17 protein-coding genes and 1 pseudogene are annotated in these 21,059 nt (G+C 46.6%); 10 read left to right on the forward strand and 8 right to left on the reverse strand.

Annotation, left to right across the window (positions count from 1 at the left end; all coding sequences use genetic code 11):
* Positions 1–191 precede the first annotated feature (191 nt).
* From ACWAU4_RS18760 to ACWAU4_RS18770, 3 genes are all read right to left on the reverse strand, one after another.
* Positions 192–3,119 carry a putative periplasmic lipoprotein gene (locus ACWAU4_RS18760; RefSeq protein ID WP_208125118.1) on the reverse strand — a complete coding sequence of 976 codons (2,928 nt, stop codon included), beginning with the start codon at positions 3,117–3,119 and terminating at the stop codon, positions 192–194.
* Positions 3,120–3,308: 189 nt separating this feature from the next.
* A complete protein-coding gene (gene tsaA, locus ACWAU4_RS18765; RefSeq protein ID WP_020442393.1) occupies positions 3,309–3,788 on the reverse strand; it encodes a tRNA (N6-threonylcarbamoyladenosine(37)-N6)-methyltransferase TrmO in 480 nt (159 codons plus the stop codon).
* Between the two features lie 181 nt (positions 3,789–3,969).
* Positions 3,970–4,728, reverse strand: a complete 759-nt coding sequence (locus ACWAU4_RS18770) for a substrate-binding periplasmic protein (RefSeq protein WP_208125119.1) — start codon at positions 4,726–4,728, stop codon at positions 3,970–3,972.
* 422 nt (positions 4,729–5,150) lie between these two features.
* Between ACWAU4_RS18770 and ACWAU4_RS18775 the strand changes: the two genes are divergently transcribed.
* The 6 genes from ACWAU4_RS18775 to prfH all read left to right on the forward strand — a co-directional run bounded on the left by ACWAU4_RS18775 (position 5,151) and on the right by prfH (position 9,619).
* Complete coding sequence (locus ACWAU4_RS18775) at positions 5,151–5,807, forward strand: quinolone resistance pentapeptide repeat protein QnrA3 (protein ID WP_024266192.1); 657 nt, start codon at positions 5,151–5,153, stop codon at positions 5,805–5,807.
* A 151-nt stretch (positions 5,808–5,958) separates the two neighbouring features.
* Complete coding sequence (locus ACWAU4_RS18780; protein WP_045283442.1) at positions 5,959–6,234, forward strand: hypothetical protein; 276 nt, start codon at positions 5,959–5,961, stop codon at positions 6,232–6,234.
* A 50-nt stretch (positions 6,235–6,284) separates the two neighbouring features.
* Positions 6,285–6,719 (forward strand): HNH endonuclease, encoded by a 435-nt coding sequence (locus ACWAU4_RS18785; protein WP_020442396.1) that lies wholly within the window; start codon positions 6,285–6,287, stop codon positions 6,717–6,719.
* 338 nt (positions 6,720–7,057) lie between these two features.
* Positions 7,058–7,405, forward strand: a complete 348-nt coding sequence (locus ACWAU4_RS18790) for a hypothetical protein (RefSeq protein ID WP_025011793.1) — start codon at positions 7,058–7,060, stop codon at positions 7,403–7,405.
* 415 nt (positions 7,406–7,820) lie between these two features.
* Entirely contained in the window at positions 7,821–8,984 is a 1,164-nt protein-coding gene (locus ACWAU4_RS18795) for an RNA ligase RtcB family protein (RefSeq protein ID WP_208125120.1), read from the forward strand.
* Positions 8,984–9,619 (forward strand): peptide chain release factor H, encoded by a 636-nt coding sequence (prfH, locus tag ACWAU4_RS18800; RefSeq protein WP_025888020.1) that lies wholly within the window; start codon positions 8,984–8,986, stop codon positions 9,617–9,619. The genes ACWAU4_RS18795 and prfH overlap by 1 nt, the downstream gene beginning before the upstream one ends.
* Positions 9,620–9,763: 144 nt before the next feature.
* Here the strand turns inward: prfH and ACWAU4_RS18805 are convergent, their stop codons facing one another.
* The gene (locus ACWAU4_RS18805) at positions 9,764–10,702 is read right to left on the reverse strand and encodes a tetratricopeptide repeat protein (RefSeq protein WP_208125121.1); all 939 of its coding nucleotides are present in this window, start codon (positions 10,700–10,702) and stop codon (positions 9,764–9,766) included.
* Positions 10,683–11,714, reverse strand: a complete 1,032-nt coding sequence (locus ACWAU4_RS18810) for an IS630-like element ISSen5 family transposase (protein WP_208124907.1) — start codon at positions 11,712–11,714, stop codon at positions 10,683–10,685. Before ACWAU4_RS18810 ends, ACWAU4_RS18805 begins: the two co-directional genes overlap by 20 nt.
* 397 nt (positions 11,715–12,111) lie before the next feature.
* Here ACWAU4_RS18810 and ACWAU4_RS18815 point away from each other — a divergent pair, with 397 nt between their 5' ends.
* A complete protein-coding gene (locus ACWAU4_RS18815; protein ID WP_208125122.1) occupies positions 12,112–13,137 on the forward strand; it encodes a nuclease-related domain-containing protein in 1,026 nt (341 codons plus the stop codon).
* A gap of 110 nt (positions 13,138–13,247) precedes the next feature.
* On the opposite strand, the gene ACWAU4_RS18820 is transcribed toward ACWAU4_RS18815, so the two are convergent.
* On the reverse strand, positions 13,248–13,934 hold the full coding sequence (locus ACWAU4_RS18820) for a cold-shock protein (RefSeq protein ID WP_208125123.1): 687 nt from the start codon (positions 13,932–13,934) through the stop codon (positions 13,248–13,250).
* Between ACWAU4_RS18820 and ACWAU4_RS18825 the strand changes: the two genes are divergently transcribed.
* Together ACWAU4_RS18825 and ACWAU4_RS18830 are read left to right on the forward strand one after the other, a co-directional pair.
* Positions 13,904–14,269, forward strand: a complete 366-nt coding sequence (locus ACWAU4_RS18825; RefSeq protein ID WP_208125124.1) for a hypothetical protein — start codon at positions 13,904–13,906, stop codon at positions 14,267–14,269. The two genes, ACWAU4_RS18820 and ACWAU4_RS18825, sit on opposite strands and share 31 nt — an antisense overlap.
* Before the next feature lie 553 nt (positions 14,270–14,822).
* A complete protein-coding gene (locus ACWAU4_RS18830) occupies positions 14,823–15,722 on the forward strand; it encodes a hypothetical protein (RefSeq protein WP_208125125.1) in 900 nt (299 codons plus the stop codon).
* A gap of 404 nt (positions 15,723–16,126) precedes the next feature.
* Here ACWAU4_RS18830 and ACWAU4_RS18835 read toward each other — a convergent pair whose 3' ends face one another.
* Entirely contained in the window at positions 16,127–17,290 is a 1,164-nt protein-coding gene (locus ACWAU4_RS18835) for a RelA/SpoT domain-containing protein (RefSeq protein WP_208125126.1), read from the reverse strand.
* A gap of 202 nt (positions 17,291–17,492) precedes the next feature.
* On the opposite strand from ACWAU4_RS18835, the pseudogene ACWAU4_RS18840 reads away from it, so the two are divergent.
* A pseudogene (locus ACWAU4_RS18840) lies at positions 17,493–17,786 on the forward strand (transposase); the annotation flags it as partial.
* Positions 17,787–18,228: 442 nt separating this feature from the next.
* On the opposite strand, the gene ACWAU4_RS18845 reads toward ACWAU4_RS18840, so the two are convergent.
* The gene (locus ACWAU4_RS18845) at positions 18,229–20,562 is read right to left on the reverse strand and encodes a glycoside hydrolase family 3 protein (RefSeq protein ID WP_208125127.1); all 2,334 of its coding nucleotides are present in this window, start codon (positions 20,560–20,562) and stop codon (positions 18,229–18,231) included.
* Positions 20,563–21,059: the final 497 nt, after the last annotated feature.

Below are 21,059 nucleotides of genomic sequence, written 5' to 3' on the forward strand. Positions count from 1 at the left end.
GATGATTCGCCAAAAAACCAACAGGCAAAGCGAAGCCGACAATGACAGGTTTCTCTGGGTAGGGCGACCTTGGTTCTCAGCACTGATACAAACTTGTAACCTACGGCTTTGAGGTTTTCCCTTCGGAACTTATCTCAATAAAAACAAAGAGCAGCGCCGGGGCGCTGCTCTTTACTTCAGATGAGACACTATCAGAGCGTCAGATCCACTTGGATTAACCACCATGCGCGAGGACTGTTGTTGTTTGCGGCTACCACGGCACCTGGCTCATAGGCCGGTGCATAGTGAACCAAAATCAAAGGTTCAGCCGCGCTATAATGGCCCGCCGGCAGACTGCCGTTATAGCCATCTTCCGGGTGCAGACTCAAAGTCACCTGAGCCGGACAACTGGCAAACTTCAGCAAAGGTTTTTCGATAGCGCCGCCAGCCAACGAACCATCGGCACACTTGCCACTGCGACTGGCTCTCAGAGTAGCCAAACCTACCTGACCTTTGTCGTTTTTCACCCGAACTGACAACAGGCTATAGTCTTTGCCTTCCACGGCTTTGGCGCGTTTATTGAATTCCTGCAGCAGGAAATAACTCTTGTCTTCATCACCATTGGCAACTGTTGCCGGAGAGCTGACACTCAATTCGGCGCCATTGAAACTCAGTTGCTGCTCCTCACCTGAACCCGGTTGTGGATTTTGCAAAAATACACTGTAAGTCAGGGTTCCCGGCAGATAGTTACGGCCACCATCATCTGTCACCGACATAGAGATAGGATGTGACTCAGGCAGGGCCACCAAGAGCAACTTATCATCTGCCGTTATAGCCATCTCTTTGGGATTGTAGACCTGAGTGATCTCATGGGTCACCTTGCCATAGGGCGCTTTAACCCGACCACTTTCAACACTAATACCCGGGAAGAAGGCCGGCTGTTCATCCTTCTCCACTTGGGGATAATCACCGGGATAGGGGGCAGGACTCACCTTCACATCAAAACTGGCGATGGCATCTTCATAGTTGCGATGTGAAGCGGTGGCCGTGACCTTGAGTGAACCGGCGTTTTTCACCTGCATACTGCCCGATACCGAATTCAGATCAACCACATCCTGGCCGTAGGGCTCCGGCAAATACTTGATGCTACTGCCAGACACGACACCATCAAGAGTCGGAGGCAAGAGCTGTGCCTGACCATATTCGGTCAGCAACTGCGACTGGCTGAAGCTGAGCATTTTCGCCGGAGCCTTAGTGACAGTGACCCGCAGACTGACACTGCGATCTCTATGTGTTGCATCGCCGCTGTCGGTCACAGTGAAATAGGTAATCCCCGCATTGAGCACCTTTATCTGCCCGGTGGCGAGATTCAACTCGGCCACATCATTGGCGGAACCAGCGCTCAAACCACCGCTAAGCTGCCCCAGCACGCCACTGAAATTGACTGGTACCAACTTACCTGGCGCAAACACAGTCGTGACCGGCTCAACTCTGAGAGTGCCATCCATAGCACCGACATTGACGGTGAAACTGGTTTCTGCAGCCTGGTATTGGTCATTCCCGGCATCATGTACCTTAACCACGGCATAACCGGAACCCACCACGCGGATACTGCCATCGGCCTCCTGCTTCAATGCAGTAACCCCAGCGTCAAAACTGTAGCTCAACGGGCCTTTGGCACCTGTAACCAATGGAGCCAACAACTGATCCTCAGCCTTGGCAAAATTCAGCGCCTGCGCCTTCAACTCGGTATTCAATGCCTTGCTTATCTGAATATTAGCCTGCGCTTTGGCAGGATGATAATTATCATCGCCCGAGTCAGTCACGGTTACACTCACCTCACCGGCCTTGAGCATATCGAAGCAACCATCTTGCTGCAGACTGATGACATCGGTGGCAGCCCCAGGAGACAGGGCATATTCGAGCTTGCCTCTGGCCTGCTGAACTTGTAGGCACAGTCTGTCGTTGGAAAAGCTGTGATAGATATCGGCCACAGACAACTGCTGACTAGTCCCCTTGAGTATGGTCAAAGGCAAAGTGATCTCTGCTGCACCGTAGTCACGATCGCCACTGTCTTGCACGCGGATACTGGCGCTACCGGCACCCAAGAGTTTCAAATCACCATTGGCCGACTCCAGTGTGACAACATCATCACCGGCCAACAGCTGGTAACTGACCTGGCCCTTGTTACCGCGCGCCAGCAAAGACACTTCGGCATAAGGCGCATAAGCCCACTCTTGCTGCTCCAGCGCCAATTCCGTATTTTGTGCCTGGTTGATGGTCACATCAAAGCCCTGCACATTGGCGGCCTCTCCGCTATAACGACCCGGCTGTATCAGTTCGATACGTGTCTTGCCGGCATGCATAATAGCCATGGCCCCGGTGCGGGGGTTCAACTGCACCACATCCTGCGCCGCACCATCGGCAACGCGGAACCAGCTTTCGGGTAAGGGCTCGCCTTGCAGCATAGGTTGTAGCTGCGCTCCCTCAACGAAGGGCTTGGGCGCCAGCGGTAATACCTTGGCAAATTCGCCATCGGGCTGGGAAACAATAATCTTCAGTTGCGCCTCGGCGGCCTGATAATTACGACCACCATCATCACTGACCTGCAGAGTCACTTCACCCGGCACAAAGGCTTTCACTTCACCGTTACCGGCATTCAAGGAAACATTGGACTGGGATTCAGGCAGTTGGTAGTTCAAGGTTCCTTTGACGCCACTGATGCTCAGCTTGCCTGCCTCTCCGGGTTTCAGCAGCAGATCGTTGACCAGCAAAGGGCCGCGGGCAGCCGGCAGTACTTTCACCATAAATTGGCTTTCGGTTCCCAGCGTGGTGGCGTTGCCACTGTCTTTGACTGTGACACCGGTTTCACCGGCGTTTTGTATATAGAGTTGGTTGTCCTGCAACAGCAGGATATCAGTATTCGGCTCGTTCAACTGATAGCTGAGCTGCCCCACCTTACCCTGCACACTGACTTGCAACCTTTGATTGGCACTGTAGCTCAGCTGCAGATCCTGCACCTTGAGCCCTTGGTGAATTGTCTTGTCGTTGGTCTTCTGAGCAGGCGAATCATCGCCGCCACCGCCACCACAGGCGGACAAAGCTGCCGTAAGCAGCAAAATTACCATTGTTTGTTTCATATAACCCCCATAAAAAGCGGGGGCAATATATAGTCAACAAACTACCACTTCAATAAAAACAACAATTTTTGCCACAATTGAAATCATTTGGTTACAAATGGAATGAAATCGAGACAATTAAGTATTTTTTATGTTAACCACAGCCATTATTAAGTATGCCGAACGATAAAAGCGTGCGCTCTAATAACTTCAGGCAAATCTGTCGTCAGAGAGGGTTTGCAGCGGATCTTTGCCCTGCTCGTACCAACCATCACGGGTATTCTGCACACAGTCAAATGCCTGAATATAAGGCTTGATATCTATGATGGGGGTGCCGTTGAGCATATCGATTCCCTTAACATGAATGCGATTGCCCTCCAGCCGGTCGATTTCCAGTATCGACAGGCCTATGGGGTTGGGGCGCTTGGGCGAACGGGTAGCAAATACACCGCGCAGTTGGTTATCGAGAAAAGGTTTAACCTTGAGCGCTCCCTGCTTGCATTGATGCAGATGAAACAGCACATAAACATGGGAAAAACCATCAAGGTCCGCCAGCCCTTCGGCATAGTCGGGATGGATCACCAAAACCCCTTGATTATCGGCGACCTTGCTGCCCTGAATCGGCATGTTGGCCAGTTCTGTGTACTGGGTTTCGGCGTGGCCTATGGCGGTAAAGCTGACAACTTGCATAACAACTCCGTTGCAAATACAGAATTGCAGTCTACCTCAGCTTGGCAAAGGGGTCTTCAAAGCAACTCACATTCTTAGGGAAGTGCTTCTTGCAAAGGACTAAGGCCATTTGCGGCTTACAGCCTTGCATCCAGACTTATAAGCCGATGCAGAGCACACATGGTATTTGTTTGCACCTTCCTTAGGGCAGGCTCAGTAAGGTCTCGCCGTGAAAGTACTGTTTTCTGAGACTTTTGCCCTCTTCAGAGTTCAACACCTGCTCCAAATTAGCTTGAAAGCGCATTACCAGTTCAGGCGGCACCTTGGCACTGAAGGCAAAGCACAAGGGCCTGTGACTCACCTTGACCAAGGGTTGCATTATCTCGGGGTCGTAGCCCCCGCGTCTCAGAGTGCTGAGTAAAGTTAACCTATTGCTGGACAGCAAGCTGGCCCGGCCGCTGTTGAGCACCTTGACTGCCTGCTCCAGGCTACTGGTACGTACCAAAAAAGCCGGATCGAAACCCTGGCTCAGCAGCAACTGCTCGCCGACATCTTCCCTGACGGTTGCCACCAGCAAATGCTTGGCATCCTCCAACTCGGTCAGCGCAGGCGCTGAGCGCTTGAGCGCATAGAGATTCAGCTCCAGGGTGCCAAGGCTGCAGGCCCATTGAAACAGCGGTTCCCTCACCTGAGTACGGGTTGTGGAAAACAGCACCACGTTATCGCGACTCCCCAACATATAGTAACCACGGGCCCAGGGCAGAAGTTCTATGGTCTGGGGCTCTGTACCTGTCCGCCGCCAAACGGCCCGCAGCACATCGGTGGCAAATCCGGATACTTCCCCATTATCCAGGCTGAAGTTATAGGGTGGATACTCTTCCGTGAGATATCTGAGTTGACCAAGCCCCACGGCAGCCTGAACGCTGCAACAATAGAGCAATAGCGGAAGCAGCAAGCGCATAACTATCCCCCGAGACAACAGTATCTATTAAGTGTTGTCAAAGGCGGCTCAATATACAAACCCGGGTTTCAATGCTTGGTAAGCTATTGTATTAATATGCTTTTTAACAAAACTGTTCGAAACGAGAGTCCTGGCATTCAGCAAGCCATGTCAGCAGCCCGTAAAGGGCTTAAATTATTTTTCACGACGCCTTGGGCATGGAACACACTTAAAGGCTCTCAAAATGTCGATTTACCCCCTTAAAATCGCGATTTAAGCACTTCTCAAAACCATGATTTTAAAGGTTTTATTTTTAGTGATATTCCAGAGTGCCGATGTTAGCCTGCAAAGGTTTTTGGGAAGGCGCCAACAAAACCCCTGCTTGTCTGCATAGGCAGAGCTAGCAAAGAGAGTTAGCGCCCTCCCTGGTTAAAGGAAGCCGTATGGATATTATTGATAAAGTTTTTCAGCAAGAGGATTTCTCACGCCAGGATTTGAGTGACAGCCGTTTTCGCCGCTGCCGCTTTTATCAGTGTGACTTCAGCCATTGCCAGCTAAGGGATGCCAGTTTCGAGGATTGCAGTTTCATTGAAAGCGGCGCCGTCGAAGGGTGCCACTTCAGCTATGCCGATCTGCGCGATGCCAGTTTCAAGGCCTGCCGCCTGTCTTTGGCCAATTTCAGCGGTGCCAACTGCTTTGGCATAGAGTTCAGGGAGTGCGATCTCAAAGGCGCCAATTTTTCCCGGGCCCGTTTTTACAATCAAATCAGCCATAAGATGTACTTCTGCTCGGCTTATATCTCAGGCTGTAACCTGGCCTATGCCAATTTGAGCGGCCAATGCCTGGAAAAGTGCGAGCTGTTTGAAAACAACTGGAGCAATGCCAACCTCAGCGGCGCTTCCTTGATGGGCTCCGACCTCAGCCGCGGCACCTTCTCCCGCGACTGCTGGCAACAGGTAAACCTGCGGGGCTGTGACCTGACTTTTGCCGATCTGGATGGGCTCGATCCCAGACGGGTCAACCTCGAAGGGGTCAAGATCTGTGCCTGGCAGCAGGAGCAACTGCTGGAACCCTTGGGAGTCATAGTGCTGCCGGATTAGTTCAAAGGCAGACTCAAACGACAAGCGGGTAAATATCACTTGAGTTCCCGCTTGCAACAGGGCAGATTCAGCTATAGCAGAGCATAACCGCCGAAATGCCGTTTCTCTGCTGTCGCAGCCGGCGTTATACCTTCCCTTCAAAGGAGGCATTATGAAGACTCAACTGCAAGCTGAACTGGCCCAGGTCAAGCGCTCTTTGGTAATCACTCAACTGCTTGGGGCCCCCGGTATGTTGCTTATAGGCCTGGCACTCTATGGCCTGGTTGTCGCCGAAGGTGATGCCTTCGCCCCGGCGCTCAATAACCCCATCAACTGCTATCTGCTGATCGCCATAGGCTCGGCCATCGCCCTCTGGGAGGCGTTGAAGGTCATCAAGCTCTCCAAAAAACAAACGCAGATCCTCAAACAGTTGGACGAACTCAACTAAGCCTCAATACCGGCAGGCACCAAGAGCCTGCCCTCAGGAGAGAAAAGCCCATGGAACTGGAAATCCAAGTCACTTTTCGCACTGGAGACAGCATAAGAACCCGGCGTTACAAGAGTGAGCAAGGTGCCCTGCGCGGCATTTGGAAATGGCTCAGCAAGCATCAGGACAAGGCCGATATTCAGGCCAGCTTCTTTTCCCCCGAACTCGGCCACCGCGCCTTTGAGCATCCGGAGCAGCTCAGCGAGTTCGAGCCCAAAACCATAGATAACTTTTATCAATCCAGAGCCTGGCTGGCACTCAGATATCAAGTGCTGCAAACTCACGAGCACAAATGTGTAGAGTGCAATCGCACTAAAGCCGAACACAATATAGTGCTGCATGTTGACCATATTTTGCCCCGCAGCAAGTACCCGCACAAAGCGCTGGACATTAATAACATGCAAATACTTTGTGAAGATTGCAATCTGGGTAAGTTGGATAAATGATCACTATGACTTGTCGCCCTATTTAGGGTGAGGTATTCTGTAACCTGTTTGTAAAGATTGACTCAAGGAAGAGGGGCGGCCAGGGCTGTTGCAACAGGGACACCTCACAAAAATCAAACCTTTTCCTTATATGTCAATTGTTTGACTCGACTCAAAAAATTTTGATCTCAAACTGTTAGAGTCGCGGTTTAATTTATTATTCGCTTCTGCCGAGCCTGTGCCCTTGACACTGTTGTTGGCCGGAACTGTACCCCAGACCAGCGGCGCTTCGAGAGAATGCCACAGGGCGATCACAAGCCAGCACGGAAGTAGAACACCGAAAAAACGGAAGTTAGCTCATGAAGAATATAATAATTGCTATCGTTTTGACCGGCCTGATGGCCTGCAGCACTACCCCCAACACCATAGTCTTCGACGGCAGCAGTGCAGAGTCGACCCAACAGGATGTCATCAGACTCATGGCGCAGCTGAACTCCCATGACAAGCAGGAATTTGTCATGGCCTTGTTGGCAATCCAACTGGCCGAGTTCGACACCCCATTGGCAGCGCTGAACCACTCGGATCGCAACGGCCAGATGGACTTCGGCCTGATAGGGCAAAAGATTAATGGTCTGGACTTTGAACAAGTGCTTGAACTGGCACACAGCAAAAGCGATAAAGCCAAGCCCCGCCAACCGCTGCCTTAACCCGGCAAGTGAAAGTTCTATCTCGGCTTCTTGGTGTGGTTTCAAATCATGGCGTTAAATCATGACTTTAAATCATGGCCTGAAACAGTAGCCTCTTTCTGCGGTCGGCTGCCCCGGCCGCAATCCCAACCTGGCGCACTTGCCATGGGTGCTCGGCGGCAAATAAAGTTAAGTGATTGAATTTATATTTGCCTTATGGTGGCAAACTGATTACCATGCGCCCGCATCGCTCACCATTCATTCACTGTAGAGGAGAAAACATCATGCAAAACACATCAACCTCCTTTGCAGGTCTTGTCCGCTAAATAGCAGAAAGCTATCCACTGATTTCATAGCTTTCAAGTAAAGCTATCGCTTCGGTCAACTGGCCTGCCAATACGTTTATCGTTTAAATCCTGTTTAAAGGAATTGGTCTATGGGCAGATCCGTCCAAAAACTTACTGAAAGCGTCAGCCTGATTGCATCCAAAGAAACCTGGGTAGAAGGGCTGGCAATACAACAACTGATAAAAACCTCTGAATTGACCTGTATGCAGCACGTGGCAGGAATGCCGGATCTGCATCCCGGCAGAGGCTATCCCATTGGTGCGGCGTTTTTTGCCGTCAACAGAATCTATCCTGCCTTGGTCGGCAACGACATTGGCTGCGGCATGTCACTGTGGCAGAGCTCGCTGAAGCTATCCAAGGTGAAGCTGGATAAGATGGCGAACAAGTTCAAACAGATAGAACAGCCTCTGGATGAAACCTGGGCGCAAACAATTGCCGAGCGCAAGCGGGAAAAAGGCATAGCCATCACAGGCTTTGACCAGGCGCTGGGCACCATAGGTGCCGGTAACCATTTTGCCGAGTTTCAGGCGATAGAAACTGTCTATGACCAGGCGGCGCTGCAAGAGCTGGGGCTGGACAGCCGCTATCTGCAACTGCTGGTGCATTCAGGTTCCAGAGGCCTGGGGCAGGCAATTTTGCAGGAACATATCCGCCGCCACAGCCACCAAGGCCTGAGTCCGGAAGATAGCGAGTTCAGCGACTATCTGGCCAAACACGATGAGGCGCTACGCTGGGCCGAGTTGAACCGCGAGCTGATAGCCTGTCGCTTCCTGGAAGCGATCAACAGCTCTGGCAGCTTGGTGTTGGATGTGAACCACAATCTGGTATCCCCCAAGTGCATAAACGGAACCCAAGGCTGGCTGCACCGAAAAGGCGCCACCCCGAGCGATAAGGGTTATGTGGTGATCCCGGGATCCCGCGGCGACTACAGCTATCTGGTGAAACCCTGCGCCGCTGCGGGCGATGCCGCCGACATCAGCCTGTTTTCCCTGGCTCATGGTGCCGGGAGGAAATGGCAGCGCGGCGAGTGTCAGGGCCGCCTGGCGCACAAGTTCAGCCGTGAAGATCTCTACCTCACCGCCCTGGGAAGCCGGGTGATCTGCGGTAACAAGACACTGCTGTATGACGAAGCGCCCCAGGCCTACAAAAAATGTGCGACTGTGGTTGGCGATATGGTCGATGCCGGTTTGATTGAGGTTGTTGCCAGGCTGCGCCCTGTGCTGACCTTCAAAACCAACGGGGAGTGCTGCTGATGATACTGCTGCAACTGTCGGCCGGAACCGGCCCGATTGAATGCTGCCGCGCTGTGGCCCTGGCGGTGCAAACCATAGAGCGGGAGTGTCAGGCGCAAGGCATAGGCTGCGAGTTGTTGGAGGTGACTCAGGCAAACGCTAAAACCGGCGTCGCCTGCTTCAAGTCGGTCTTGCTGCAACTCAGTGCCAATGATGAAGCCCGGGCCAAGCACTTGGCGCTGGCTTGGCAGGGAGCCATGCTCTGGAGCTGCCAAAGCCGCTTCAGGCCCGGGCACAAACGCAAAAACTGGTTCTTCAGCGGCCAGATGTTTGAGGTCAATGACAAGGCTCTGGATAAGCAAATCCACTTTCAGGCCTGCCGAGCCTCGGGCGCCGGAGGGCAGCACGTGAACACCACAGACTCGGCCATCCGCGCGACCCATATCGCCAGCGGCCTGTCGGTGCGGGTTGAAACCGAGCGCAGCCAACATGCCAACAAACGCCTGGCAACGGCCTTGCTGTTTCAAAAGCTGGAGGCGCTGAAGCAAGAGCAGATGAACCGGGAAGAGCAACAGCGTTGGCAACAACACTGGGAACTGCAGCGGGGCAATCCGCGAAGAAGCTTTAAAGGCGAAAAGTTTATTCCGCTCGACTAAAGCTTAGGTAAAGGAACAGGCCGGGAGCCGGGATTGGCGCTCGGGCCTGCTTCCTATCTGTCACTGCGACTCACTCATCTAGCCCCTCTCACCTAGCCCCTCTCATTTAGACCAGTCAGTTGAGTCCGCTTAGTTGGCTATCAGTTACGCCACCTTGAGCAAATCCATATTCTTGGCCAATGCCTGCATTCGCGGCGCCACGATTTCAAGGGTAAACAACGCCGCCTTCTGACGGGCCGGATGGCGCTGGCTCTGCTCCAGCATGGCCTCAATATTGCGGCTGCGCGCCACGGCAATATCAGATTCGGAGCACTGGCTGGCAACACGGGCCCCAACATAGGCCTCGGCCAAATCACCTCTGGCTGCAAACAGCATGGACAAACGATACTGGGCACCGGGCTCACCTTGTCTTGCCGCTATCAGATAACTGTCGATGGCAGCCTCGGTATCGGCCGCTATGCCTATGCCATGCTCCAAACAGTAGCCCAGATTCAAGGCCGCCAGCTTATCTCCATGTTCAAGCCCCTGCCGGAAACAGGCGACTGCCTCGGCAAAGCGCTGCTGCTCGGGAGGCTCAATCGGCCAATCTTCGCCATTGGCGGGTTCTCGCAGCAACATCAGCCCGCGGGCGGTAATGGCGTTGGCAATGCCGCCCTGCTCCGCCGCGGTCAACAGCTCAAGCGCCGAGCGGTATTCGGGTTTGCCTCCCAGCCCCATCAGTTGCATCATCCCCAGATAATAGGCCGCCGCCGGGTCCTGCTGTTTCTGCCAGGCCCTAAGACACCAACGCTTGGCACTGCCCACAGTGGATCCCACAGGCGTTACCCCGATACGGCTGAGGTTATGTTGAAACCAGGCCTCAAGCGGTGTCAACCCTTGCCAAGCCTCAAGCAAACGCCGATAGTGCCGTGGTTCGCCTTCTGCATAAATTGCCGCGCTGGGCGCATCCCAGTAGGTAAACAAGCGCTCGCTGCCCTGCTTATCCAACCAGCCCTGCATCATGGTCGGCTTACGCCGCGTCTCAACCAGCCACATAACCCCTAAATAGCTGATCCGAATACTGCTACATTTTCGCGATGCCATGTCCGTTGCCGGGAAAAGGCGAAACGGTTTCCATAAAATGCCATACCTTACCAAGAAGTTCCCGCATGTTTCGGCAACTGTGATTACGGGTTACCGTTTCATGTAGTGCCAACCATAAGCGCTCTATCTTGTTGACCCAAGGTGAGTATACCGGTTGAAACAACAACCTGAACTTGGGGTTGCTCTTGAGCCAAGCCAGTGTTTTACGGCTCTTGTGAATGATGTAATTATCCAGAATTAGCGTGATAGTTTTGGCTTTGCGGTAATGTCGTTTGAGCTTTTCCAGCACCGCAATAAACAGCTCCGATGCCTTGCTGGCGCTGCTCACATAAAGCACTTTTCCTGTCTTGGTATGTAGCGCTCCTGCCAAGTAGTGCTTGCGGTTGTTACCCGGGGTGACAACACGTTTTTGCTGCCCTTTGGGCATCCAGTCCGCCCCGATTTTGGGGTTGAGGTCGATGTCTACTTCATCTTCATAGAATACCGGGTGCTCAGCACTGCACTGTTCAAGTGCCTGATTTATAGCGGCAATTTTCTCAGCTTTGTATGGGTCTTTAATGCGCAACGTCGGGGCTGAGCGGCGCCAGACTATGCCTGCTTCGGGTAACAGGCGGCGAATGGTTGATGCAGCTACGCATAGCTTAAGCTGTGCATTAATCACCTTGGCAAGCAGCTCACTGCTCCAGCGGCTACGCTGGTAACCAAAGTCTTCCGGACAAAGCTGGATAAGCAGTGACAGACAGAGCAATATCGGGTTAATAGGCAAGATGGTTGGCCGCCCCGGCTTCTCTGATTTCAGTCCATCGATGCCACATTGGGTGTACCAGCCCAACCATCGGCCTATGCTGGAGCGGGCTGCGCCGGTGATGTGCTGAACTTGGGTAACCGGCAGCCCTTGATGCAACATCAACATCGCAATAAGACGCCTGGCAAAGTGCTTATCGTTGGTTTTTTGAATCAATTTTTGCATGCGCTTGCGCTCAGCGCGGCATAGTGGTGCTAAGATAGCCATTCTCAGTCCTCGGCGAGTGGTGGGTTTGTTTGGCGATAGATCTGATCGCTCAAACAGGACTGAGTTCCCTTCCTGTGATCTACTATTTGGAACAGCTATTTAGAGTCAGCGTCAGCAGCACCACAATAAACAAAATCGGGCCAAGCTCTTGATTCATATTTTGTATCCCTACAAATAGTTTTATCCCGGCAACTCAAACGCCGGCCAAATAACCGCACCCCTGCGGGAAAACGAAAGGCCGCATTATTGATTGAAGTCGATGAAAAACCAAGCACGCTCAATCACCAGTGCTGCACTCAACTTCAATTACAGACACTTTGGCACTCAGGCCAAATAAGATACACTGGGCCATTATCAAGTTGCTCATTATTGAGCAGTGAATGGATGCAGTTGATAAATGATTCTAAAAAGTAAATCACTCCAAGTTACGCAGTCTCCCCAAGCCTATGCCGGGCAAAAGCAGGAACAGGACGTCGCCTTCTTTTTGCGTCGTGCCTTCAAAGACCATCCACAGGTCATGGTCATCAACGACTTTAAGTTCAACTTTAACGGCGAAACCGCCCAGATAGATCACCTGATCATCTATACCTACGGCTTCGTGTTAATTGAATCCAAGAGTATTAAGGGCCGCGTCAACGTCAACCAACAGGGCGAATGGACCCGTAGCCACCAAAACCAGTGGTTTGGCATAGCCTCGCCACTGAAGCAGGTGGAACTGCAACAGGCGCTGTTGCTGCAACTCCTGACCCATCACAAACGAGAAATTCTCGGGAAATTACTGGGTATCAAACAGCAGGGCTTTAAGCTACGCGTCTGGGATCATCTCTGCGCCGTCTCGAGCGACGCCATTATCAACCGTGACACTATGCCCAGCGAGATCTCACAAAAGCTGGTCAAAACGGAGTTTTTGGTCGACAAACTCAATGAGGTGATGAACCTCAAAAGCAGTTTTATGCGCTTGGTAAACTTCAGCGATACCCGGCCCGATTTCAGCCAAGATGAACTCAAATCAATTTGCGACTTCTTGATAGCGCAGGATATCAGTAGCCCCTCTCAGCAAGAAACCGGCACTCCCCTAGCCAACGTTGAAACATCAACCAGTACAATTACGACGCAAGTCCAAGCAGAAGTAGAAGAAAGGCATACACAGATACAGGAAAGCCGCGCTGCAGACTACCAAGCCCAGCCCCATGCTGCAGCATTAACAACAAGGTTAAGTTGCAAACATTGTGGTGAACCGAGCAACTACATTCCTATGTACGGCAAGTTTGGCTACTACATCAAATGCCACCAGTGCAGCAAGAATACCCCGATGAAACAAAGCTGCCCTCAGTGCCAAAGTAAAAACACCCGAGTACAAAAGCGGGCCGAGACTTACACTCTCAATTGCCAAGAGTGCCAGTTCACTGAAAGGCTGATTTAGCGAGTCCAATGAAAAAGTGTAGTTAAATACACTTTTTCATCCATTCCAGCCGAAAATGCCTTAAAAGTGTAGTTTGTTACACTTTCAAGGCGCTGAAATCACCTTGTCTGTTACTGCGGGAACAGACCGGCGATACCGGCGATAATCGCCGCGGGCAGGATTGCCACCACAGCAAGCACGGCAACGGCGCTGCCGAGGCAACCGGAAAGCTGGCTCTGTCTGGCCTTAAGCTCAGCCTCTTGTATCGGCCCAAAGGCCTGCTCAGCCGCCTGTATTCTTTGCTGCAACTGCCGCTCGGCAGCAAGGGCCATCTCTTTGGTGTCACAGGGCTGCTTTTCAGTGACCAAGGCCAACTCCCCCTTGAAAGCATGGCCGGTAAAGCGATAGTTGCCTTCGGAGAAGGTCTTCTTTTCAAACTCGAGCCCGAGCACGGCATTACAGCCACACTGCTTAGCCAGTTGCTCTATATATTGGCGCCCCTTGGCCGGGTCCTTGAAAAAACGGGTCGAAATAGGCAAGCGCAACGCGGCGTCACCATGCTTGGGATTGCTGCCCTTGGAGGTGAAGAAATTCAGCAGTCGCTCGCTTATATAGACCTCAGGAATACGGATCTGCTTGGCAGACAATCCCTTGGGGGTTGGCGTAGGGTCAAACTCGACCAGCACATTCTTAACCAGCTTAGCCTCATCACTCCTGTTCACCAGGGCCGAAATATGCAGAAAATAGCTTTCACCATCATCCCCATTGATAAAGCCAAATTTTTTAGATGAGACATACGAAACGACTTTTCCTTTCACTACACAATCCCGATAACTTTCTCTACGACTTCCAAAGCCCTATACAGCAACAGCCACAAAAAACCGCCGCAGCAACAGAACAGATTCAAGCAACCGATACTAACATCTCAATCCAGCAGCAACTGCTGCAACATCCTCAGAATCCGGTTAAAACCGTTCACTTTTCACTAAAAATCATTGCCGCTCCCCGCCAGCCACTTTTTTGCCAGTTAACAGGTCAGCAAAACCATTCATTGAGGCCGCTAGCTCAAGCGACCAACCTAAACGGGCAACTCAAGCAAGCAACTCAAACAAGTTACTTAAGCCAAACCGCACAACAAAACCCCATGCGGTAAAGCTTGTTTTTCACCGCAGCAATACTGTAGGATTGGCTAGGCTTTTAACAAAAAATCAACTAAAAGCAATACTTAAGCGCAAGCTAAAGTGCGAATAACAATCAGGGATGGCAACCGCTCTCACCCGGAGCAGGTAAAAGGCGCTATAACAAGAACAATGTAATTAACAAACAGTAATCAAGATAACAATGTAAATCAGGAAAGATGCGCAGCACAGTATGCAGTAAGGCAGGCTTTCACTTAAGTAACCCCTTCTCATTTACCCCTCCAATTTGACGCTATTGCAGAATATGGATGTATTTTTTGACCTTCCCCAAGGTTTAGCTGCCACCAAACTGTTAGCTTTAATGTTGTTTTAAAATGTTTTTTGATGAAGGTGAGCGTTTAAATCATAAGTTCGCCCAGCGGTAGCTATGTATGTAAGGATTAACACCCAGATTGCAGTTACTGGAGAGTTGTGGGTGCCCGCACTTTTCTAGTAGCGACGGTATAAGTTGACCAAAGCAAAAAACATAATAAACACTAAAACTTAAAACAAAGAGAGCCTAGCGCAATGGATAACAGGATAAAATACGCCCTTTACATGAATGGATGGAGCTTTGTAGATGGTGACAAAGCAGTCCTTAAAGTTAATGCCCTAAAAATACTCATTACTGAATACGAATTGCGTATGCACGGCCATATCTTCTGTCCTGAATGCTATGCCCCTCTCTTCAAGTCACCCAAAGATAGAGATCGCGCTGATGATGGAAGATCAGCTTACTTTGCCCATTCTAGAAAACATCAAACTGATTGCGGATTACGAACGAAAAGAGCAGAAGGCAAGAAGTATCTAAATGAAGAAGAAGCCAAAAAGGCTATTCAAGACGAAGAGCTTGTGATTGTTGAAAGCTTCATAAAGGATAGGCCAGAAGCTCCAGAGTTAAAAAGGAAGATTTTCGATCATGATAAAAACGAGGATATTGATGGCCCTATGGTAAATGTACCGATTGGCCGCCATAAAGGTGAGAACTTTAAACTACCAAGCAAATTTACCACAGTTAGAAGTATCACAAAGAATTTTGACGAAAATCTGCACCGCTACTTTTACTTCAATGGGGCTAAGCACGCTGTTCAATTGCAGGATATAATTAGAGATATCAAAACTGTAGAAGGACCAACTGACAAACCTAGGTTTTATTATGGAGAAATTGTTAGATCATTCAATGCAGGACCCACACCTCAAAATATTAGAATGACACAGCTAAAGTACAGCAACCAAGAATACAAAGACCTTTACTTCAAACTTACTGATGAGAAGCAGCAAGAGAAAGGAATCGACGATAATTCGAAAGGTAGAGTGCTTCTAGTTTATGGAACTATTAAAGAAAGTGGGATTGGACTATCCATCGAGAAGGCTGGATGGGGAGAGTTCGCCCTGCTTCCTGAAAAATATGAACACCTATTGAAGTAAGTAAAAAATAGATTTCGAGGACAGCCAAACCTCACAAAAGTTGTGGATGTCCTCACTCTGTTTCGCTTACCTGTATTCAACAACGCCACAAATCCAAGCCATAAAAATCCCTGAAACCTTTTTAATATTTTAAAATCTAAGCGTCAGACTAAAAATAGCTGTTATTAAATGTAGATCACAGACGGGTAAAATAATTTAAATAACTGCCATTAATTATACTATACCTTGCCAAAATCTTGTGGCCGTATGTTTTCTCGCACATGTGCTCTAGATGCCCAGCGTACACATAATTAGCCCTCTAACGGAATCAACTTATCGATTATAACCCATATCGTTGGGTAGTTATCTATTTGGAATAGCTAATTAGTACAAATTAATGACCGTCCAAACTCTGTTTGACCTTGCTATTCTGTCGAGTATAGACCGGCCAAGTTAGCTTTATCTAAAACTTTTCTCAAGAAATTTCGCCTAAACAGACTCTCAGCTTCTGTTATTAAAGACAAATGTTCACTAAATCTTGTCGAATCAGCAAAAAAGTTTGGATATGCCTCCTTAATACCACCAACAGCATTTGCATAAACAAGTGCAACAACTATATTTGTTCTTCTATCTGAAAACTTTTTTTCTAACTCTGTATATTTATTCTGAGCATCCTCTGACTCACTATTATCAAACAAAGTATAAGCTACGGAGCTTTTTACAACATCTATCTCAAGTAAGACATACCGATCATTTCCAATTGTTTCAAGTTCATCACCTATTACTTTTAATGACCTAGCAAAAGCTTTGAGCTTGCTAATAACACCTAGTTCCCTCGCAGTATCGCATACAGTCAAAACAGAACTAGCTGAATCATTATCTTTCAACAACCTAGACAAATATTGTATTTTTTTATCCTTCTCTGATAACTTATCAAATATAGGAATATTATCCATTATTTGAAACTGTTGGCTTACATTGAAAAAAAACTCTTTCCAAAGTTCTTCGCCTTGATTTGTTTTAAGTGACTGTTTTGTAAATAGATCAATTATCTCAAGAGCTGTTGCCCAATAATGTTGAATCCTTGTCCTTAATTGAACTTCTATTCTTTTGTCATTACCATCTTGATCTTTAAACTTACCTACAATATGAAAGCTTCTATAACCATCTGGTTTAGGGTACTCAATATAATTTTTAATTTTAAATCCATCATCCCATCTAAACTCTGGCATTTTCCTCAGGCTTCTTGACACTTGATTTACTCTTTTTTCATTTGCAAGAATAACTCTACATCCTCCTATATCTTGCATGTTTTTTAAGTTCATCTTAGGAAAACGTCTTAGCTTTAAAACTATAGACGGGAATCTTTTTAATCTTTTGGCAAATATTGCACTAGGATCTATCTTATTGACCTCTGACTTTATCTTTACGAGAGCATTCTCTAACGGTTTTTCATAGCTAAATCGCCAGTAAGATAAAACTTTAAAAGCCTCATCCAGTTTACTCTCTCCGCCAGGAAGATATGTACTATCATCAATTAGGTGCTCTCCAGCCCTAAGTACTTTTTTTCCAGAAGGTACTTTATCCAATTTTGAAGCTCCAAACACATTATCATTAAAGCAATGATGCTATATCAAAGTCACATATCAAGAATTGATAGCAAAACAAATAATAACAAATCAACAACAAATAGCGCAACAAATATAATAAAAAAATGAACCAGCCAACTTTAACTATTAAGTAGTTAGCGCCCTTCTACTCTTTTTTTAAGCATTTAACAAGGAGGTGATTATGCCGCGCCCTCGCCTGACAAAACCAGCTTTGAAGACACGTCTTACTATCATTGTTGTTACCGATTAGTACGACGAACCTTTTTGTGATAATGCTTGATCGGGCAAAAAATTATGACCGTCGCCGTCGTTGGGTTGAATCATTATTGCTTGAAATAGAGGCTTTTGTAATTGATGTGACTGCGCTTTCCAAAGTGAGTAATCATCTGCATGTGATGTTGCATATTGATATAGAGACTGCAAATCGATGGACAAACAGAGAAGTGCTTGGGTAATATGGCATAAGTTGTTGAAATAATTTGAACCCTGAGTAGGGCTAGTACGGCTTTAATATCTCATTTTGTGAAATTCATCAAACATCTACAACTCAAAGATATCTTTTAACTTCAGTGTTCTCAAATCAGCCAAGAGTGTTTGAACGAAGAAAGAAAGAGGATTAAGTGATTGTTCTACATTGTGGCTCGATTTTCCTGTTAGCCAGAGACTTAACTGAAACGCTCATATAAATAGAATTTAAAACTGGGACTACTGGGCAACTGGCAGTTATACAAATACTCAGATACATGGACAGCTTTATGGATAAATATTAACATGGATATTCTTACTACATCAGATTTCGACAAAAAGCACATACTGTCGCAAAATTTATTCATCATTCTCTCTAATTTCAATTTAAGTTTTTTGCTTATTAAAACAGGTCTGATAATAAATCATATACCACCCTCATACTTTATTAATCACTTGTTAGATACAGAGTTATCGTGAGTAAGTTTGCTATTGGGATTACCCTCTGAAGGTGGCAACACATACTGCAAAAATGGTTTTATTGGAGGGAAAAGCTCACTAACTGAAGCAATAACAACCTTAAAAAAACCAACTGATGGATATATCAAAGCAAATAAAACAAAAACAACTAAAATCTTATGAATAAAAACTCCTTTGATACACCGGTCATCCTTTAACAAGGAAAAAAACTTCTTTATTGATTTCCAACAATCATCTTGACCTATTTTACAAACAATCACAATAGTAACAATAAAACTAGCCAAGATTAACCAAACAACAGAAAACGTCATTGAACTTTTATTTATTTTTGTATATATCTCATTACCTTTCTGCAGCGACTCGTTCTGGATTTTCAATTGAGAATTTTCATTCAAAATCTTTCCAATTTTATCATACAACTCCCGTTCATATCGAGTATTGAATACAATAACCTCTTCAGAAATATAACCACCTACAATTGGTTCTTTAGTGTTATTGGAATCATGTATAGAACCACTTGCAATACTAAGAGGTAAATAATTTATTTCCTTTGGAACTATATCACCTCGAAGAGTCTTAACATCAGAAAGGTATGAAACTGGATTTTTTGAAAAGTTACCATATATCATAACCGAATTCAGCAGATCATAATTAATCAAATGGGGAGATGCATGTAAAAATACTATAAATTTATCTAAACCATTTGCGATATTCAACCTTACATTATCTATCAAGTTAATATGATCAGTAGTCTCAGCAATAAATACAACCACGTCAGCACTATTAGTAATCTTTAAAATTTCTTTTTTTGCAGATGCAAACGACTTAGAGCTTTTGTAATTGCTCTGAACTTCTATATAATGCCCCTGATACTCACCATCTAAGTACTTCTTGTAATGACTTATTGCATCCTCACTACCCACAAATACTACCCTTGAGTCTTGATTAATATTCGTTAAATTTACCACATCACCTTTACTTAGCCTTATAATAGCCGAGTCAAAAGTCTTCATATAAAATTCATTCAAACTTTTAAAATCACTTTCATTTTCAAACAATTGAACAGAATCAAAGTCTAATTTATTAGAAACGCGAGAGTTTACATGTTTAGATTTCAACTTAAAAATTTTCCTAAGACTATTTTTAAATTGGTTCATATAAATAGCATCATCTTCGATCAAACGCTTAATATCAGATATACTCAATTTAAGTTGGGACAAATCAAAGTCACTATGTTTTCGACCTTTACCGCTGGTAATATGTGAGAACAGAAGGATATCATGGCCTGATTTAAATGCATTTAATGCCGACTTACTGTAACTAAATTTCCTATATCTCTTTTTTATATACTCTTTTGATGACTCCATATTGGACAAATCATCAGTAATAATTATCTTCTCATTAAAATCTTCATTACCTGACAAATACTTATCTATAAGTTCCCTGTTAAACGTTGATGGTTTTGATTCATTTATAGCCTTCACCACAAGGTGAGATGTCATAACACCATCAAAATAACTAGATAAAGCTCTAAAGTTATATAAATCTTGCTCCAACTGCCCTATTGCACCAGTATAAACAGACGATTCCTTATGTGCATTCGTAAATACTGCACCATAAGTAGGAAAATGCTTAGCAAATGGAGAAATCCCGGTGTCATTCACTCCTTCTAAAAATGCAGCAGCATAAGAAACTATCAACTTGTTATTATCAGAAAAAGCTCTAGTCGCAATAGCAAAATTGGGATTTCCTTGATTGCTTTTATCTAAATCAAGTACAGGACCTAAAATAACGTTTACCCCCAATTGCCTCAACTGGTCTCCAGCAACCTTTCCTGCATAGTATGAGTACTTTGTATCTCCTGTGCTAGCCAATACCAGTGGACTGGGAGGAGGAATAATGGGGTATTTAATAGAAGAGAATGCATAACTCTCAAAGTCTGCATACATTAAAAGTGGATAATTTTCATCCCCAACGTCATATTGCTTAATCAATCTAATTAGTGATGAAGCTAATTCAAATGCTGTATTTCTTTCTTCCTTTTTCAATTCTGTGTAGGGTAAATTATAGCCATTCAACATTATCCCTCCAACATTGATATCAGAGATTAACTCATCAAAATCATTAGCAGCAGCTGAATTTTTATAATCAGTTGGGATCCCAACAACAAATAGTTGAGCAATGGCTTTTTCTAACCCAACCTTATTAATATACTCTTGAACTAAATCATTAGTGACTATATCCTCAGACGATGCGCTGAAAGAACTAACAATAAGAAGAAAGCAGAAAAAAAGTCGAACTAGCATCTTAGGCATCACGTAGATAAATTTACAATGTAATTCAAATACTACCAATATTCCACGAAGACTTAAACTACCCGCAACAAAAAAAACAGGTTATTCCATAAAATTATTTATTAGTACTTAAATAAACAATTAACTACAAATCGACTCTCCATTATTTTGAATTAAACTAATTCTTATAGGCCAAATACAAGATATATGTGTATCGCCCCTGACAGAATGATGACAACCATCAAACTAACAGGGACTACTTGTACTCGTCACCGTGATCCATATACAAAAGTTTGCAATGGCAATAATCATCAACTAAATAGTGATATCCACAATTAAAGCCCGATACCTTTTGGCATCGGGGCTTTCTTTTTAGTTCTAAGCTTTTGAGCTTTTAGACCAGCGATGTATCTTACGCAGGAAAAAGCATTTTAGAGCAAGGCATCTTGCCACGACGTTTAGCTGTCTACTGACACCTTACAAGCATGCGGCGAAATAACTCTGCTCAC

It is taken from the genome of Shewanella sp. FeAMO (genome assembly GCF_053653955.1).